The organism is Cobetia sp. AM6 (assembly GCF_009617955.1).
In the GTDB taxonomy this organism is placed as follows: Bacteria; Pseudomonadota; Gammaproteobacteria; order Pseudomonadales; family Halomonadaceae; genus Cobetia; species Cobetia amphilecti.
Genome location: NZ_AP021868.1, coordinates 3550704 through 3566965 on the forward strand (window position 1 = coordinate 3550704; position 16262 = coordinate 3566965).

At 63.4% G+C, this 16262-nt stretch carries 13 protein-coding genes; 8 read left to right on the forward strand and 5 right to left on the reverse strand.

What is annotated here, in order from left to right; all coding sequences use genetic code 11:
* Window positions 1-10 precede the first annotated feature (10 nt).
* From ispG to der, 5 genes are all read left to right on the forward strand, one after another.
* The gene (gene ispG / locus CLAM6_RS14840) at window positions 11-1126 is read left to right on the forward strand and encodes a flavodoxin-dependent (E)-4-hydroxy-3-methylbut-2-enyl-diphosphate synthase (protein ID WP_043333809.1); all 1116 of its coding nucleotides are present in this window, start codon (window positions 11-13) and stop codon (window positions 1124-1126) included.
* 112 nt (window positions 1127-1238) lie between these two features.
* Complete coding sequence (hisS, locus tag CLAM6_RS14845) at window positions 1239-2522, forward strand: histidine--tRNA ligase (RefSeq protein ID WP_153636521.1); 1284 nt, start codon at window positions 1239-1241, stop codon at window positions 2520-2522.
* Between the two features lie 87 nt (window positions 2523-2609).
* Entirely contained in the window at window positions 2610-3266 is a 657-nt protein-coding gene (locus tag CLAM6_RS14850) for a YfgM family protein (protein ID WP_242007694.1), read from the forward strand.
* The gene (gene bamB, locus CLAM6_RS14855) at window positions 3263-4423 is read left to right on the forward strand and encodes an outer membrane protein assembly factor BamB (RefSeq protein WP_153636523.1); all 1161 of its coding nucleotides are present in this window, start codon (window positions 3263-3265) and stop codon (window positions 4421-4423) included. The genes CLAM6_RS14850 and bamB overlap by 4 nt, the downstream gene beginning before the upstream one ends.
* Before the next feature lie 403 nt (window positions 4424-4826).
* Window positions 4827-6251, forward strand: a complete 1425-nt coding sequence (der, locus tag CLAM6_RS14860; RefSeq protein WP_043333806.1) for a ribosome biogenesis GTPase Der — start codon at window positions 4827-4829, stop codon at window positions 6249-6251.
* A 193-nt stretch (window positions 6252-6444) separates the two neighbouring features.
* Here der and CLAM6_RS14865 read toward each other — a convergent pair whose 3' ends face one another.
* Window positions 6445-7308 carry an ATP-binding protein gene (locus tag CLAM6_RS14865; RefSeq protein ID WP_043333805.1) on the reverse strand — a complete coding sequence of 288 codons (864 nt, stop codon included), beginning with the start codon at window positions 7306-7308 and terminating at the stop codon, window positions 6445-6447.
* Between the two features lie 237 nt (window positions 7309-7545).
* Between CLAM6_RS14865 and CLAM6_RS14870 the strand changes: the two genes are divergently transcribed.
* Both CLAM6_RS14870 and CLAM6_RS14875 read left to right on the forward strand, forming a co-directional pair.
* A complete protein-coding gene (locus CLAM6_RS14870; protein WP_172978723.1) occupies window positions 7546-8385 on the forward strand; it encodes a M48 family metallopeptidase in 840 nt (279 codons plus the stop codon).
* Window positions 8386-8761: 376 nt separating this feature from the next.
* Complete coding sequence (locus CLAM6_RS14875) at window positions 8762-9949, forward strand: EAL domain-containing response regulator (RefSeq protein WP_172978724.1); 1188 nt, start codon at window positions 8762-8764, stop codon at window positions 9947-9949.
* 224 nt (window positions 9950-10173) lie between these two features.
* On the opposite strand, the gene CLAM6_RS14880 is transcribed toward CLAM6_RS14875, so the two are convergent.
* Both CLAM6_RS14880 and CLAM6_RS14885 read right to left on the reverse strand, forming a co-directional pair.
* Window positions 10174-12585 carry an ATP-binding protein gene (locus CLAM6_RS14880; RefSeq protein WP_153636525.1) on the reverse strand — a complete coding sequence of 804 codons (2412 nt, stop codon included), beginning with the start codon at window positions 12583-12585 and terminating at the stop codon, window positions 10174-10176.
* 48 nt (window positions 12586-12633) lie between these two features.
* Window positions 12634-13125, reverse strand: a complete 492-nt coding sequence (locus CLAM6_RS14885; RefSeq protein ID WP_153636526.1) for a hypothetical protein — start codon at window positions 13123-13125, stop codon at window positions 12634-12636.
* A gap of 276 nt (window positions 13126-13401) precedes the next feature.
* On the opposite strand from CLAM6_RS14885, the gene CLAM6_RS14890 reads away from it, so the two are divergent.
* The gene (locus tag CLAM6_RS14890; RefSeq protein ID WP_043333802.1) at window positions 13402-14118 is read left to right on the forward strand and encodes a response regulator transcription factor; all 717 of its coding nucleotides are present in this window, start codon (window positions 13402-13404) and stop codon (window positions 14116-14118) included.
* 192 nt (window positions 14119-14310) lie between these two features.
* On the opposite strand, the gene aroE is transcribed toward CLAM6_RS14890, so the two are convergent.
* Window positions 14311-15144: a shikimate dehydrogenase gene (gene aroE / locus CLAM6_RS14895; protein ID WP_153636527.1), complete on the reverse strand. Its 834-nt coding sequence runs from the start codon at window positions 15142-15144 to the stop codon at window positions 14311-14313.
* 43 nt (window positions 15145-15187) lie between these two features.
* A complete protein-coding gene (gene hemF, locus CLAM6_RS14900; protein WP_054556860.1) occupies window positions 15188-16108 on the reverse strand; it encodes an oxygen-dependent coproporphyrinogen oxidase in 921 nt (306 codons plus the stop codon).
* Window positions 16109-16262: the final 154 nt, after the last annotated feature.

Genomic DNA, 16262 nt, shown 5'->3' on the forward strand with positions numbered 1-16262 from the left:
CCGGAATCCCATGCATAGTCACTCCCCCATCAAGCGCCGCGTCTCGCGCAAGATTCATGTCGGCAATGTGGCCGTCGGCGGCGATGCACCGATTTCCGTGCAGAGCATGACCAACACCGACACCAACGATGTCGCCGCCACCGTCGCGCAGATCAAGCGCCTCGAGGATGCCGGTGCCGATATCGTGCGTGTCAGCGTGCCGGACATGGATGCCGCCGAAGCCTTCGGTCGCATCAAGCAGCAGAGCAACATTCCGCTGGTCGCCGACATCCACTTCGATTACAAGATCGCCCTGCGTGTGGCGGAACTTGGCGTCGACTGCCTGCGCATCAACCCGGGCAACATCGGTCGTGAAGACCGCGTGCGTGCCGTGGTCAGCGCCGCACGCGACAACGGCATCCCGATCCGCATCGGCGTCAACGCAGGCTCGCTGGAAAAGGACCTGCAGAAGAAATACGGCGAACCGACGCCGGCGGCGCTGGTCGAATCTGCCATGCGCCACATCGACCATCTGGATCGCCTCGATTTCCAGGACTTCAAGGTCAGCGTCAAGGCCAGCGACGTGTTCATGGCCGTCGCCGCCTATCGTGACCTGGCAGCGCGTATCGAACAGCCGCTGCACCTGGGCATCACCGAAGCGGGCGGCCTGCGCTCTGGCACCGTCAAGTCTTCCATCGGCCTGGGCATGCTGCTGATGGACGGCATCGGTGACACCATCCGCGTGTCGCTGGCAGCGGACCCGGTCGAGGAAATCAAGGTCGGCTTCGACATGCTCAAGAGCCTCAAGCTGCGCGCCAAGGGCATCAACTTCATTGCCTGCCCCAGCTGCTCGCGTCAGAATTTCGACGTCATCAAGACCATGAACGAGCTGGAGACACGTCTTGAAGACGTGATGACGCCGCTGAACGTCTCGGTCATCGGCTGTGTCGTCAATGGCCCCGGCGAAGCCAAGGAGACCGATGTCGGTCTGACCGGCGGCAGCCCCGCCAACCTGGTCTACCTGGACGGCAAGCCGGCCAGCAAGTTGACCAATGACACCCTGGTTGACGATCTTGAGCGACTCATCCGTGACAAGGTCGCGGAAAAAGAGGCCCGTGAGGCCGACACTATCATCCGCCAGAGCTGAGCTTGTCTCAGCTGGCTTGCGCGTCGTGATTGACGCGCCTTCGTCTCCCCACCCGCCTGCATGACCTCATGCGAGCGCCGTGGGGAGACGCGCAAGGATTCAGGAGAGAACGTTGAGTACCAAGATCCAGGCCATTCGTGGCATGAACGACCTGCTGCCGGACCAGTCACCGGTATGGCAATACTTCGAGCACCAGGTGGAAGCGCTGATGGGCCAGTACGGCTATCGCGAGATCCGCACCCCCATCGTCGAGCAGACCGCACTGTTCAAGCGCTCCATCGGCGAAGTCACCGACATCGTCGAGAAGGAGATGTACACCTTCGACGACCGTAACGGCGACAGCCTGACCCTGCGTCCGGAAGGTACCGCCAGCTGCGTGCGCATGGCGATGGAGAATGGCCTGGTCCACAACCAGATCCAGCGTCTGTGGTACACCGGCCCGATGTTCCGCCACGAGCGCCCGCAGAAGGGCCGTTATCGTCAGTTCCATCAGGTGGGCGTCGAAGCCTACGGCATGGAAGGTCCTGACATCGATGCCGAGATGATCCTGATCTCCGCACGTCTGTGGCGCCAGCTGGGCCTGCTGGAGCACGTCACGCTCGAGCTCAACTCGTTGGGTAGCCTCGAAGCGCGTGCCGCCTATCGTGACCTGCTGGTCGAATACTTCGAACAGCACCTGGATGTCCTCGACGAAGACTCCAAGCGTCGTCTGAACAGCAACCCGCTGCGCATCCTCGACACCAAGAACCCGGACATGGCCGCCGTCGTCGACGCCGCGCCGCGCCTGGGGGATCACCTGGATGAAGAATCCCGCGTACACTTCGAGGGCCTCAAGGCACGTCTCGACGCCGCCGGCATCGAGTACGTCATCAACCCGCGCCTGGTGCGTGGCCTCGATTACTACTCGCGCAGTGTGTTCGAATGGACCACCACCGCGCTGGGCAGCCAGGGCACCGTGTGTGCCGGCGGCCGCTACGACAGCCTGTTCGAACAGCTGGGCGGCAAGCCGGTACCGGCGGTCGGCTTCGCGATGGGCGTCGAGCGCCTCATCCTGTTGCTCGAGACACTGGAACTGGTACCGCAGGACGTCCGCGAGACCGTCGATGTCTATCTGATGTCGATGGGCGAGCAGGCCGAAGGCGAAGCCATGCGTCTGGCCGAAGAGCTGCGCACCGCCCTGCCCAATCTGCGTCTGGTGCTGCATTGCGGTGGCGGCAGCTTCAAGAGCCAGATGAAGAAGGCCGACAAGAGCGGTGCACGCATCGCGCTGATTCTCGGTGAGAATGAAGTCATCGAAGGCACGGTGGCGCTCAAGTTCCTGCGCGAGGAACGCGACCAGGAAACACTGAACCAGCGTGCGCTGGGCGAACGTCTCGACAGCGTCTTCGGCGCCTGAGACTGCCAATGAATATCGGGCGGAGAGCCAGCTCTCCGCCTCACGAATGCAAGTGCCGGCATGCCGGCCAGGTCAAGGAGACCGCCCGTGGCGGAAGAGCTCAGAAGCGAAGAAGAACAGCTTGAAGCCATCAAGCGTTGGTGGAGCGAGAACGGCAAGTCACTGATTGCCGGTGTCGTACTGGCCGGCGCCGGTGTCTTTGCCTTCAAGGCCTGGCAGAACTATGAAGCCAGCCAGTCCGAAGCGGCCTCCGTGCGTTACCAGCAACTGATCAGCCTCGTCAGCCAGCCCAAGCTGGAAGACGCCGGCGTCAAGCAGGCGCGTACGCTGATCGGCGAACTGGAAAGCAAGCACGGCGACAGCCTCTACACCCAGATGGCGCACCTGCTGGATGCCAGCATGTCGGTCAAGGCCAACGATCTCGATGCAGCCGCCACGGCGCTGCAGAGCGTGATCGACAACAGCGATGACAGCTACCTGCAGGGGCTGGCCAGCCTGCGTCTGGCGCGCATCAATGTCGAGCGCGGCGACAACGACGCGGCACTCGCCCTGCTCAAGAGCCCGCCGGCGCCGCTGGCAGCGCAGGCGGCTGCGGTGCGTGGCGATGCCCTGGCCGCACAGGACAAGCGCGATGAGGCCATCGCCGCCTATCAGCAGGCCAGCACCCTGTCGCAGGAAAGTGGTCAGCCGGTCTACGGTCTCGACCTGAAACTCGCCGATCTGGCTGCGGAGTCTTCTTCATGAGCGTCACTCGTCGTCTGAGCGTACCGGCCTCGCTGCTGGCCGTGAGTCTGCTGGCCGGTTGCGCCAGCAGTGCCCAACCGGAATATGCGCCCAAGGAGCTGGTCGATTTCGATCGCCAGGTCGCGCTGGATTCCGTCTGGGGCGAATCGGTCGGCAATGGCCTTGGCCGTGCCCACTATCCGCTGTCACCGATCTTCGCCAACGACAAGCTGTTCGTCGGTGCCGAAGGCGGTGAGCTGGAAGCCCTCGCTGCCGATAGTGGCGACGACATCTGGCAGACACGGCTGCCGGCTGGCATCACCAGCGCACTGAATGCCGATGCCTCTCGCCTGTACGTCGGTACGCGCGATGGCAAGGTCAGTGCCGTCAGCCAGGAAGATGGCAGCATCGAATGGAGCACGCGTGTCTCCAGTGAAGTGCTGGCCGCGCCGCAGTACAACGACGAGCTGGTCGTGGTGCAGAGCGTCGATGGCACCGTGACCGCGCTTGATCGCTTCACCGGCGAAGAGCAGTGGGCCTACTCGGCCACGATTCCGGCCCTGACGCTGCGTGGCACCGGCGCGCCGCGGGTCATCCAGCCGGTCACCTTCGCGGGCTTCGCCAACGGCAAGCTGGTCACGCTCGACAACCGCTCAGGTCAGGAACTGTGGGACCTGCGCGTCGCCGTGCCGGCCGGGCGTACCGAGGTGGACCAGCTGGTCGATCTCGATGGCCAGCCGGTGCTGACCCAGGATGGTCGCCTGTTCGTCACCAGCTACAACGGTCGTCTGATCGCGCTGGACGCCCGCAACGGCGAGCCGCTGTGGGACAAGCCGTCCTCCAGCTATCTGACGCCCATCGTGGTCGGCGATTACCTGTTCAGCATCGACAATGCCAGCCATGTGCTGGCGATGGATGCCAACACGGGCAACGTGCTGTGGAAGTCCGAAGACCTGGAAGGCCGCTGGCTGACCTCTCCGGCCTTCGTCGATGGCAAGCTGGTGGTCGGTGACTACGAAGGCTATGTGCACCTGATCGACGCCCAGAGCGGCGAGATGGCCGGCCGCTATGACGTGGGGGGCGATGGCATCAGCATCACCCCGCTGACCGAAGGCAAGCGCATCTACGTCTACACCAACGATGGCGAGCTGACGGCGCTGGATCTCGAAGCGCCGTAAGCCATTGATCGAGCGCACACGTCAGCCTGCCCCGCAATCTGACATGCGCCTCGTTCAGCCCTCGTTCAGCCCTCATCAAGACAACGGCAGCCACCTGGCTGCCGTTGTCTTGATACGCCATTGGTAGCAACTCCCTGTCAATGCTAGAATGCTGCCCCCGCTGATCAGGCCTGCCGCACGACGCAGCCATTGATTCAGCCACGAGATCTTTCCGCCGACAGTGCTAACCCCCTGTCGGCGGACCATACTGGATGCATGCGACGCCTGCGTCGTCATCCAGTGCCCCAAGTCCGATATCATCGCTATCGCCCTGCCTGCACAAGGTGCTTTCCAGCCATCATGGTTCGAAGCAGACCGTACGGGGCCGGCATCGATGCTATCCCTGCGAATGCTGTGAGATTCCATGAACCCCGTGATCGCCCTGGTCGGCCGCCCGAATGTCGGCAAGTCGACGCTATTCAATCGCCTCACCAAGACCCGTGATGCTCTGGTCGCCGATTTCCCCGGCCTGACCCGTGACCGCAAGTACGGCACCGGCAAGGTCGGCGGCAAGCCCTACACCGTCATCGACACCGGCGGCATCAGCGGTGACGAGGAAGGCATCGACCTGATGATGGCCGGCCAGTCACTGGCCGCCATCGACGAAGCCGACATCGTGCTGTTCATGGTCGATGCGCGCGCCGGCCTGAACATGGCGGATGAGGCCATCGCCAATCACCTGCGCGTCAACCAGAAGAAGACCTGGCTGGTGGTCAACAAGACCGACGGCATGGACGAGGAGATCGGCAAGTCCGACTTCTGGACCCTGGGTCTGGGTGACCCGCGCGCCATCGCCGCCGAGCACGGCCGCAACGTCACCACACTGCTGGAAGAGGTGCTCTCGCCCTACCCCGAAGTCGAGGAAGGCGAAGACGAGGACCTGCACCCGGAGCTGGACGATCGCGGCGTGCGCATCGGCATCATCGGTCGCCCGAACGTCGGCAAGTCGACGCTGGTCAATCGCCTGCTGGGCGAGGAGCGCGTGGTCGTCTATGACCAGGCCGGCACCACTACCGACGCCGTGGAAATTCCCTTCGAGCGTCGTGGCAAGCCTTACCTGCTGGTCGATACCGCCGGGATCCGTCGTCGCAAGAACGTGCGCGAAGTGGTGGAGAAGTTCTCCATCATCAAGACGCTGGAAGCGATCAAGAAGTGCAACGTCGCCGTTATGGTGCTCGATGCCCGCCAGGGACTGGTCGAGCAGGACCTGCACCTGCTGGACTTCGTGCTGACCAGCGGCCGCGCGCTGGTGCTGGTGGTCAACAAGTGGGATGGCCTGGAAAGCGAAGCCAAGGAGAAGATGCGCTCCGAGATCAAGCGTCGTCTGGGCTTCGCCGACTACGCTGACCTGCACTTCATCTCCGCGCTGCACGGCACTGCGGTGGGTGACCTCTACCCGTCCATCGACCGCGCCTTCGAAAGCGCCGTGGCCCGCTGGTCGACCAAGCGTCTGACCACCCTGCTGCAGGACGCCACCCAGGCGCACCAGCCGCCGATGGTCAACGGCCGTCGCATCAAGCTGCGCATGGCTCACCAAGGTGGCGCCAATCCGCCGCTGATCGTGGTGCACGGCAACCAGACCAACCGTCTGCCGGAAGCCTACAAGCGCTACCTGACCAACACCTTCCGCAAGGTGCTCAAGGTCAAGGGCACGCCGATGCGCTTCGAGTTCCGCTCCGGCGACAACCCCTTCGATGGCGCCCAGGGGGCTGATGACCGCGAGCGCGCGAAAGAGCGTTCACTGGCGCGCACCAAGGAAGCTCGCAAGGAACGCAAGCAGCGCCGTTGATGGCGTGAGCTGCGCCTGTGCGTGATGGCAGGCGAGCGGATCTGATCCGCCAGCCTGCCCCATGAAAAAGCCGCCCCTGCAGTCATCTGCAGGGGCGGCTTTTTCATGTCGCGAGCACTGACGTTTCAGAGCACTTCAAGCGCTTCAAGCACCTCAAGCGCCGCAATCATCTCAAGGGCGTCAAGCACCGCGCTCACGCCTCCAGCGTCTTCTGCCCCGCCCATAGATTGGCGAACTGCCAGGCTGCACGCCCGCTGCGCACCCCACGCTGGGTGGCGTAGCGCAGCGCCTCGCCACGCGCGGCCTCATCGAAGCTGCCCGCGCCGAGACGCCATTCCACCCAATGCTGACAGGTCTCCAGATAGGCGTCCTGATTGAAGGGATGGAAGGCCAGCCACAGACCGAAGCGGTCCGACAGCGAGATCTTCTCTTCCACTGCATCACCATGATGCAGCTCGCCATCGACGATGTGGGTGGCCTGGTTGTCGCTCATGTGCTCCGGCAGCAGATGACGACGGTTGGAGGTGGCGTACAGCAGCACGTTCTCCGGCGGCCCCGTCAGGGTGCCATCCAGCACGCTCTTGAGCGCCTTGTAGGCGTCATCGCTGCCCTCGAAGGACAGGTCATCGCAATAGACGATGAAGCGATGCGGCTGCTGGGCCAGCTCGGCGACCAGCGCCGGCAGTGCCGGCAGGTCGTGGCGATCGATCTGGATCAGGCGCAGCCCCTCACGGCCCAGGGTATTGAGCAGTGCGCGGACCAGCGATGACTTGCCGGTGCCACGGGCGCCCCACAGCAGCGCGTGGTTAGCCGGCTTGCCCGCGAGGAAGGCGCGGGTGTTGGCCAGCAGCTCGCGCTTCTGGCGTGCGATGCCGAGCAGATCCTCGAGTGTCAGGGCGTCACGCGGCGCGATCGGCGTCAGTCGCCCTCCCAGGGGGTGGCGGGTCCACAAGGCGGCGACATCGCGTGTCCAGTCCACTTCGACAGCCGTCGGCGGCAGCATCGGTTCGAGTCGGTCCAGCAGATGCGAGAGGCGGCGTTCAAACTCTGGCGACATGGTGATTCCCTGTCAGATACATGGGGTCCGAGCCGTGGCAGGCCCATCAGATCAAACCCAGTATCTCATGCCCAGCGGGGCCGCCTGGCCTGACGATGCTGTGATCTCAGCAACGTATCATTTCGCTGACTGCACCACTGCGCCTATCCGGTTATGCTGTCTGCACGTTTCTTGCACGTTCAGCGTCGCCCTGCCGTGCGCTCGAAGGTTGTCACGTCATCTAGCCAGGAGGCCCCAATGCCAGGATTGCTCGATCTCTCATCTCCCCGCGCCCTGCGTCGTCTGCTCCCGCTGGCGGCCCTTGCGGCGTCCGTCACCCTGAGTGCCTGCGCCAGCTCTCCGCTGGGCCGCAGCCAGCTGACCCTCTACTCGGACCAGGAACTGGAGAAGATGGGGGAAGCCAGCTTCAGCAAGTACCAGCAGGAGCTGCCGGTGGTGGAAGGGCGTCAGGATGCCTACGTCAGCTGCGTGGCGGATGCGGTGACCGCCAAGGTGCCCGCTAGCTATGGCATCAGCGGCTGGCAGGTCAAGGTATTCGAGGATGAGTCCGCCAATGCCTTCGCGCTGCCGGGCGGCTACATCGGCGTCAACACCGGGTTGCTTGAGGTCGCCGAGAATCAGGACCAGCTGGCAACCGTCATCGGCCACGAGATCGCCCACGTGCTGGCGCGCCACGCCAACGAACGTGTCTCGACTCAATCGCTGACCTCCGCCGGGCTGTCACTGACCCAGGCACTGGCCGGCCTCGAGGGCACCGGTGGCGATCAGCTCATGGGCCTGCTGGGCATGGGCGCGGAATATGGCGTGCTCAAGCCGTTCTCGCGCTCCCACGAGTCCGAAGCCGACCTGCTGGGGCTGGACCTGATGGCCGAAGCCGGCTTCGACCCGCGCGCCAGCATCAAGCTGTGGGCCAACATGAATGCTGCCGGTGGCGCGCAACCGCCGGTGTGGATGTCGACGCACCCGAGTGATGAACAGCGCATGGCGGCCCTCAACGAGCGCCTCGAGACCGCTCTGCCGACCTATCAGCAGGCCCGCGCCGCCGGCGAGAAGCCCAACTGTGATCGACTGCGCTGACCCCGCCAGCCTAGGGTGGCGTCATCATCCTCAGGTAACACACGCTCGCGCGGCCCCGGAGGCAACCCGGGGCTGCGCGAGCGTGTGGCGACCTCTATCCAGCCGCCCTCTACTCTCTGGCTCTACTCTCTGGCTCTGCTCTCACTAGTCTGTCCTCTGATCTATCTCTGTTGGCTATCTAACGCTCTACCAGCTCCTCGCTTTACCGGCTTGGCAGCCTGAATGTAAAAAGAAGCCGTCAAATGTGTCGATATCCGCGAGTCATGTAACCGCATTGCTAATCTGGGATCACCTGCTCGCCTGCGCACTGCTCATGCAGACACTTCATGCACAGCGGCGCGAGCGTATTCCCGACACTCGCTTGAGGATGCCTTACATGACTCGACACGCACTCATCATTGACGACGATCCGGATTTTCGTGAACTCATCAGCGGGCTGCTTTCCGCCCATGGCTTCGACTGCACGCAGAGCGAAGGGCTGCAGGACATCGCCTGCAATCCCGCCTGTCTGGAGACGGACCTCATCCTGGTGGACTACGAACTGGGCGACTTCACCGGCGATGATGTGCTCGGCTATCTGCGCGAACGCAATGTCGAGGCGGGCATCATCCTGATGAGCGCCTGTCACAACGACGACATGCAAGCGATGGTCGCCAGGGGCAAGCGCAGCGGCCTGGAGATGCTGGGCCAGCTCGGCAAGCCCTTCGACATCATGCACCTGGCCTCGCTGCTGGCAGAGCTGGACAAGCAACGCAATCCGCTGTCACTCGATGAGCTGGATGATGCTCTGACCGAGCGCCAGCTGCATCTCGTCTATCAGCCCAAGATCGACCTCGCCAGCGGCCGGCTCAGCGGCGCGGAGGCTCTCGTGCGCTGGCAGCATCCTCTGCGCGGCATGGTCATGCCCAACCAGTTCATCGCCCTGGCGGAACGCAGCAACCGTATCGAGGCACTCACCTGGCAGGTCATCGAGCATGGCTTCCGCCAGCAGGGCCAATGGCAGTCCCAGGGCCTTCACCTTGACCTCGCGCTCAACCTGTCACCCCAGCTGCTACGCACCCGTGACATTCTGAAGACGCTGGATGCGCTGGCCAGTCAGCATCATGTCGATCCGCACTCCATCACGCTGGAACTCACGGAGAGCTGCGGGATCGACTGCCTCACCTACGCTCGCCACCTGCTGAACGCCATTCGCGACCGCGGCTATCGCCTGGCGCTGGATGACTTCGGCACCGGTTTCTCCTCGATGATGCAGCTCTACAACCTGCCGTTCGACGAATTGAAGATCGACCAATGCTTTGTCGGGCGCAGCGACAGCCACCCGGAAGCGCGCGCCATCACGCGTACCATCGTCGAGCTGGGCCAGCGTCTGAATCTCGCCGTGGTCGGCGAAGGCATCGAGACCGCGGAACAGCGCGATTACCTCTGCGATACCCGCTGCAATATCGGCCAGGGCTATCTGTTCGCGCGCCCCATGCCCGTCAGCGACTTCAATGCCTGGAGCCGCTGCCCGCCCAGCGCCGTCAATGCACTCAGCCAGCGCCACGTCTCCGCCGTCCATTGAGGAGACTGGCGTCCCGCCACAGCGCAGCACAGACAGCGGGAATGCCGCAACTCCCCACTACATAGACGCCACCCATGTCACCATGGGTGGCGTCTATGTAGAGAAGGCCAGGATGAATCGTGAAGGACAGGGTGAAGAGAGCGAGAGAAGGCGGGAACGGGAGAACAAGAAGGACGGTAGTGAATGCTGTCGGCTGACTATTACGCCATCACGTCCCAATACCGTCAGGAGAATAGATAGCCCTCTGCGAGGAGGCTATCCCGCGTCGGCACACTCAAGGAGCGCAACGTGGCGACATAGTGGTGTACCTCGGGCAGGTCCTCACTGATCACCGCCTCCTCCAGCGCCTTGGCACCACTGGCTATGCCGCTGCATCCCAGCGAGGCTGACGCCCCCTTCAGGGAGTGTGCCTCGCGCTTGAGCTCGGTGAGATCCATCTGCTTCAGCAAGGTCACCATCACGTCGAGGCGTCCTTCGAGTCGCGTCAGGTAATTGCTCAGCAGTCGTGAATAGGCCTCGCCACTCAGGGTCGTGAGCAGCTCCTGACAGGTCGCGTGTTGCAGCAAGGAAGGCACGGCATCGGGCAGAGCGCGCGCGCCTGAGTCGTCAGTTGCCACATCGAACGCCGGAGCAGCGTCGATCTGCGCGTCCTGATCTTCAGTCGCTGACGAGCTGACGCCATCATCGCCTGGTGCCTGCGTGACGGTAGTCCGCTCGCCAGCCGAAGCCTCTGACTTGTCTGGCTCGAGCGCCTTGTGCTGCGAATCAGACTTCTGTGAATCAGGCTCCTGCGAATCAGAGGTCTGGACCAGATACTGCTGCAGCACCCGATGCAGATCATCACGCGTGAACGGCTTGTGCAGCACCCCCTGCATGCCAGCCTCGATGCAGCGGCGGGCATCTTCCTGCATCACGTTGGCGGTCATCGCGATGATCGGCAGACGAGCGCTGGCGGGTTGCTCGGACTCGTGCTGACGCCAGCGACGTGTCGTCTCGACGCCATCCAGCACCGGCATCTGCATGTCCATGAACACCAGATCGACATCGTTGCCAACCTGCGCCAGCCATTCGAGTGCCTGCTCACCGTCTTCCACCACCGTGACCTGCTGCCCCAGATACTCGAGCATGGCCCGCGCCAGTGACTGATTGACCTCGTTGTCTTCCACCACCAGCACGCTTGCGTGGGGCAAGGGCGTGTCTCCCACCGCCTGCTGCGGGCAAGCCTCAGCGGCGGTCAATACCGGCAGCGGCACGCGGCACCAGAAGCGGCTGCCGAGCCCGAGATGACTCTCGACGCCGATCTCGCCGCCCATCGCCTCCACCAGTCGCTTGCAGATGGCAAGCCCGAGCCCGGTGCCTTCATGACGACGCGCAATCGAGGTATCCACCTGGGTGAAGGGGGCAAACAACTGACTCACCTGGTCGGCGGCGATCCCGCAACCGCTGTCGTGAACCTCGAAATGAAGCGTCTCGCCGTCTTCCAGTGATGCCCTCAGCCGGATGGTGCCCTGGGGACAGAACTTGAAGGCGTTGTTGAGCAGGTTGGTCAGTACCTGACGCAGGCGATTGACGTCCCCCTTGACCCAGACGGGCAGGTCATCGGCACGTTCTTCGAGGAAGATGCGCGAGCATCCCTTGCCGGCACTGCCTGTCTGGCGATGGTAATGCGCGGCCAGGGAATCGAGGAATTCGGGCAGCGAGAAGCAGCGCTGATCCAGCTCCAGCTTGCCGGCTTCGATCTTGGAATAATCCAGCACATCATTGATGACGGCCTGCAGGCTCTCGGCACTCTGGCGCAGCATCGTCAGGTACTGCTGGCCACGCGGGGTCGAGACTTCCTCGCCGATGAGGTCCGACACGCCGACCATGCCATTGAGCGGGGTGCGTATCTCATGGCTCATGATCGCCATGAATTCCGACTTGGCACGACTGGCCGCCTGCGCCAGCTGCACCATGCCATCCAGCTCCTGGGTGCGCTCCTCCAGCTTGCGGGTCTTGTAGGCCCGTCCACGACTCTCGACGATCAGCGCGACCACCAGCACGATGCCGCTCAGGGTCATCAGCAGCACCAGCGACAGCGCGAGGGCATACAGGTTGAGGAGTTCCGAGCGCTCCTTGGTGCGCTGGATAGCGGCCTCGGCATTGATATTCAGCAGCAGCTCGCCGGTCTGCTCCTGAAGCGAGGCAAGCCGGCTGAGTATCTGCACATAGAGGGACGCATCACGCTCCTGACGACTCGCCAGGTCCATGATGGCGCTGTCCAGCACCTCGATTCTGGGCAGCATGGCCATCAGCTGGGCATGCAGGTCGGGCATCCCCGCCAGCATGCTGCCCAGTTGGCCGCTCTGCAGCAGCTGCACCCGGCTATAGAGGATGTCGAGCCGCAACAGCAGCTCGCTGTCATCCATCAAGGCGGGCGGCGTCGGGGTCTTCTGCTCCTCGGCCACCACCATGCGCAGCTCGCGCACTTCCCTGTCGAACTGATAGACCGCCCAGATCAGATTCTCACGCAGCTTGTGCTCGAGTGCCTGCTGACGCTGATAGACCAGAACGCCAGTCACCAATGCCGAGACGAAGAACAACGTCGCGGCAATGGCGATGGCGGTTCTGAAATGCAGAGAACGGAGTGGATTCATGCACGAGCATCCTGGCAGCGCTCATGAAACGGAGCAGAAGAGGCGGGTTCAGCGTTCGATGTCGATTCGCTTCACCTGCCAGACAGAGCGGGTCATGATTTCCTCGTTGAGGAGATCCGGCTGCTCACTGAAGGGGTAGATGATGAAGATGGGGCCATTGTCGCGTACACGCAGTCGCTTGCCATCGACTTCCATGGCCAGTATCACCGGATGATCGAAATAGTCCTGCACCGGCGCGGTGGCGGCGTAGTCGTTGAGCGCCACGATACGCATGGTGCCATCCTCGACGCCCACCGCCTCCATCAGCGCCGAACCGAGCGGACCGCTGAAGCTCACTTCGCCATCATGCCAGGGGGTGGTGGTCACGGTTTCCCGTTGCGTCAGCGCCATGAGCATGGCGCGATCGAAATGTGCCTCGCCTCCGGCGTTGGCATGGGTGACATCCCCGGTGACACGCAGCACCACCGGCCCCTGCGGTGCCTCCAGGGCCATGGCGAAGGGGCAAAACGACAGTATCAGCAACAGAAGCCAGTGGCGCATGCGGGGTAACGCCGTGGTGAGACATCGCAGGAGAATGAGCAGCGGCATGGGAAGACTCCAGGGGTCATGGACAACCATGGATGACGGCCGGAGATTCACCGTCTCGTTTCATCCTCGCCATTCACGGGCCAGCAGCGGCACCGCGCCATGAAGCAGCGAGAGGGGATGAACACGAGTATATGTCGCCATCGTCCTGCCAAACGTGAACCATTGTGACGCGGTCTCACGCAAGAGACGCGTAGACTGCTTGCGATACCCACGCGGGGAGGCAGCGACATGCAAATCGGCATTCTGGAAGATGATCATGATCAACGTGATTACCTGACCCTGTGTCTCGAGGCCCAGGGACATGAGCTGGCAGGCTTCGAGCGCGCCAGCCAGTTGTTGCGCGCACTGCGCGAGCGCAGCTTCGACCTGCTGATCATCGACTGGCAACTGCCGGATGCCTGCGGCATGGAGCTGACGCGCACACTGCGCAGCGAGCACGGCTGGCGGGGGCTGATCCTGTTCATCACCGCAAGCCAGGGGGAGGAGGATGTCGTGCATGCGCTTCAGCATGGCGCCGATGACTTCCTGGCCAAGCCGATCCGCCCTGCCGAGCTCACGGCGCGTGTGGAAGCGCTGGGCAGGCGTTTCGTCACCTCCGACACCAATTACCTGCAGCCCAAGGTGGCCATCAGCGATCAATATCGGATCGAGCCGGATGAACACACCATCTGGTGCGGCGAGGAGCCGGTCGCCCTGACCCAGCGCGAATATCAGCTGGCCTCCCTGCTGCTGCGCCACGTCGGAGAGCTTTACTCACGCGCCTATCTGCTGGAGATGATCTGGGGGGTCAACGGGGATATCTCGACCCGGACGGTCGACACCCACGTCAGCCGCCTGCGGCGCAAGCTGGGACTGAACGGCAGCCGTGGGCTCAGACTGAAAAGCGTCTATCAGTACGGATATCGGCTTGAATCCTGTGCCACGGCCCCCGTCAAGAGCAGCTGAGCGCCACCAGAGAAGCGTGAGCACACTGGACCGTGGCCAACAAAAAAGGAGCGGGCGACTCTGTCGAGTCCCCCGCTCCTTTTTCATCGTCTGTCGTCTGACTGGTCGGCTAGCTGGTCATCTGGCTGGTCATCTGGCTGGCCGTCTGGCGGCCATCTGAATCGACGTGCATGCCCGGCAAGCGCACGCGGATCATCCCTCCGCCAGCATCCTGCGCAACATATCCGCCACTGGCCCCGTCTCCGGGCGCTTGTGACGCCACAGGAAGTAGGACTCGGCCGCCTGCTCCACCAGCATGCCGAGACCATCCTCGACCCGCGCACCGCGCTCGCTGGCCCAGCGCATGAAGACGGTCGGCTCGGCGGCATACATCATGTCGTAGGCGAGCGCCTGCGGAGAGAACAGCGAATCCGGCAACGGCGGCAGCTCGCCGCCCAGCGATGCGCTGGTGCCATTGATGACCAGATCGAACTGACCCTCGATGGCCGCATAGCTGCCACCGGACAGCAGGCAGCCTTGCCCCGCCAGGTCGGCGAAGTCCTCGGCCAGCGCGCTGGCCTTGGCGGCGGTGCGATTGGCGATCACCAATGCCGCCGGCTGCTTGGCCAGCAGAGGTTCCAGCACACCACGCACGGCGCCACCCGCGCCGAGAATCAGGATGCGCGCACCCTTGAGCGGCGCCTCGAGACGCTCGAGATCACGGGTCAGGCCGACACCATCGGTGGTATCGCCGTACAGCTGACCGGTCTTGCCGAGCATCAGCGTATTGACGGCGCCGGCGCGACGGGCACGCGGGCTCAGCACATCGACCAGCCGGAAGGCCTGCTCCTTGAAGGGCATGGTGACATTCGCCCCCTGGCCGCCTTCGGCGACGAACTCGGCCCAACCGGCCGCGAAGTCATCGGCCGGCGCCAGCCGTGCCTCGTAGCTCAGCGAGTCCTTGAGCTGCTCAGCGAAGGAGCGATGAATCAACGGGGATTTCGAGTGGGCAATCGGGTTGCCGAATACAGCGTAACGGGACATCAGGACTCCGGGTCAATCACAGAAAAGCGTCAGGTCAATGCGGCGATCAGGCCTCTTCGCCCAGCCAGTCGCGGGCATGCAGGAAGTCACGATACAGCACCGCTTCGGCACTGCCTTCCTCGGGCTCGTAGCCGTACTCCCAGTGCACCACCGGCGGCATCGACATCAGGATCGACTCGGTACGTCCGCCACTCTGCAGGCCAAACAGCGTGCCGCGGTCCCAGACCAGATTGAACTCCACGTAGCGCCCGCGACGATAGAGCTGGAAGTTGCGTTCACGCTCGCCATAGGCCGTGTCGCGGCGGCGCTCGACGATGGGCAGATACGCCTCGAGGAAGCTGTCGCCGACGGATTGCTGGAAGGCGAAGCAGCGCTCGAAGCCCCACTCGTTGAGGTCATCGAAGAACAGGCCACCCACGCCCCGCGTCTCGTCACGGTGCTTGAGGTAGAAGTACTCGTCACACCAGGTCTTGTAACGCGGATAGACATCACTGCCGAAGGCGATGCAGGCATCGTAGGCCGTCTGGTGCCAGTGACGCGCATCTTCTTCATGCGGGTAGAACGGCGTCAGATCGTAGCCGCCCCCGAACCACCATACCGGTGCTTCGCCCTCCTTCTCGGCGATGAAGAAGCGCACATTGCCATGGCTGGTCGGCACGTGCGGGTTGTGCGGATGCAGCACCCAGCTGACCCCGACGGCGTGGAAGCTGCGACCGGCCAGCTCCGGACGTACCGCCGTCGCGGAAGCCGGCAATTCATGCCCGAAGACATGCGAGAAGTTGACGCCACCCTTCTCGAACACGCCGCCATTCTCGATGACCCGTGAGCGACCACCGCCACCCTCGGCACGCTCCCAGCTGTCTTCACGGAAACTTGCCTGGCCATCGCAGGCTTGCAGCGCCTCGCACAGGCGGTCTTGCAGATCGAGCAGGTAGACCTTGACGTCTTCGAGATTGGCGTGGGCCACGATGCCTCCGGTAGAACGGGAATGAATGATGACGGGGCGACACCCGTCGTTGGCCGCTGCTGGCGGTGAACTGCCAGCTTACCGCGACACGCTGCGCTCGGCAGGTCGGAAAATGCCCCTCTTGGGCGTCTGGATGACGCGGCACTGATCTGGA